At 73.3% G+C, this 1,482-nt stretch carries 1 protein-coding gene; it reads right to left on the bottom strand.

Annotated features, from left to right (window positions below; translation table 11 throughout):
• A partial coding sequence (locus tag TSO221_RS34730) for a 2-oxoacid:acceptor oxidoreductase subunit alpha (protein WP_109122987.1) occupies window positions 1-1,482 on the bottom strand: 1,482 nt, incomplete at its 5' end.

Raw genomic sequence — 1,482 nt, 5'->3', positions numbered from 1 at the left:
TCAGACCAGGGAAACCAGCGTCTCACGCACCTCGCGGGCGCGGATCGGCAGCGGGCCGGGACGGCTGAACACCGTCACCGCGCCCGGCAGGTCCACGTGCGCCCGCAGGTACTTGTGGAACTGGGCGCCGTGCGTCTGTTCCAGGACCAGCAGCTTCTTCACCCCCGCCAGCGCCGCGGCCAGCTTCTCCGGCTGGAGCGGCGCAATGAGGCGCAGGGACACCAGACGGATCCGCTTGCCCTCGGCGTTCAGCTTCGCCACCGCCTCGCGGGCCGGGCCGGTGACCGAGCCCCAGGTCAGCACCGCCACCTCGCCTTGCGGATCGCCCTCGATGTCGGCCCAGGCCGCGCCGAAGTCGAAGCCGGTCAGCTTGCGCAGCCGCTTGTCGAGCTGCTTCTGGTGGTCGGAGGACTGCGAGGAGGGCAGCGCGTTCTCGGCGTGCTCCAGGCCGTCGGCGGTGTGCTCGCCGCCGGGCATGCCCGGCACCGCGGCCGGGGAGATGCCCGACGCGGTGTTGGCGTAGCGCTTGTAGGCCTCGCCCTCGGCGATCTCGGCGAGCAGGCGCTGCGCCTTGAACGGCGCGTCGGCCGGCTTGTCGACCACCGCGCGGGACTGGCCCATCGCCTGGTCGGACAGCACGATGCACGGCGTCTGGATCGCCTCGGCCAGGTGCACCGCCCACTGGGCGGTCTGCAGGCAGTCGCCGATCGACGTGGGCGCGACGACCAGGTGCGGCGCGTCGCCGTGCAGGCCGTAGACGGCGATGTTGAGGTCGGACTGCTCGGACTTGGTCGGGATGCCGGTGGACGGGCCGCCGCGCATGACGTCGATCACCACCACCGGGGTCTCGGAGGCGACCGACAGGCCGAGCGCCTCGATCATCAGCGCCAGCCCCGGGCCGGCGGTGGCGGTGACCGACGGCACGCCGCCGAAGGAGGCGCCGACGCACATGGTGATGGAGGCGATCTCGTCCTCGGCCTGGACCAGGATGCCGCCGGTCTTGGCGAGGTTGGGGGCCAGCCACTCGAGCACCTCGGTGGCCGGGGTGATCGGGTAGGCGGCGCAGAACTTGACGCCGGCCTTGAGCGCGCCGAAGCCGGCCGCCTCGTTGCCGGAGATGTTCCAGCGGGTGACGCCGTTCTTCGTCGGCGCCGCCAGTTCCAGCCCGAGACCCCAGCCGGCGGCGGCCTTGGCGCCGGCCTCGGCGCCGGCCAGCGAGGCCTGCACGGCGGCCGGGCCCTTCTTGCCGAGCGCGCTGTCCACGACCGCCTCGATGCCCTCGCGGGGCAGGCCGACGGTGGCCGCCACGGCGCCCAAGCCCACCATGTTGACGCGGCCGCCGGTGATGGAGGCGGCGATCTCCTTGATCGGCATCGGGATGATGCGGGCGCCGCTGGCGGCGAGCACCGCCGGGACCTCGCCCTGCTCGGGGTCGGTGATCAGCACGCTGTCGGCCGAGAGCGGGAGTTCGGCGGCGAAGCG

It is taken from the genome of Azospirillum sp. TSO22-1, assembly GCF_003116015.1.
Lineage (GTDB): Bacteria > Pseudomonadota > Alphaproteobacteria > Azospirillales > Azospirillaceae > Azospirillum.
This window is presented reverse-complemented; position numbering and strand designations above follow the sequence as displayed.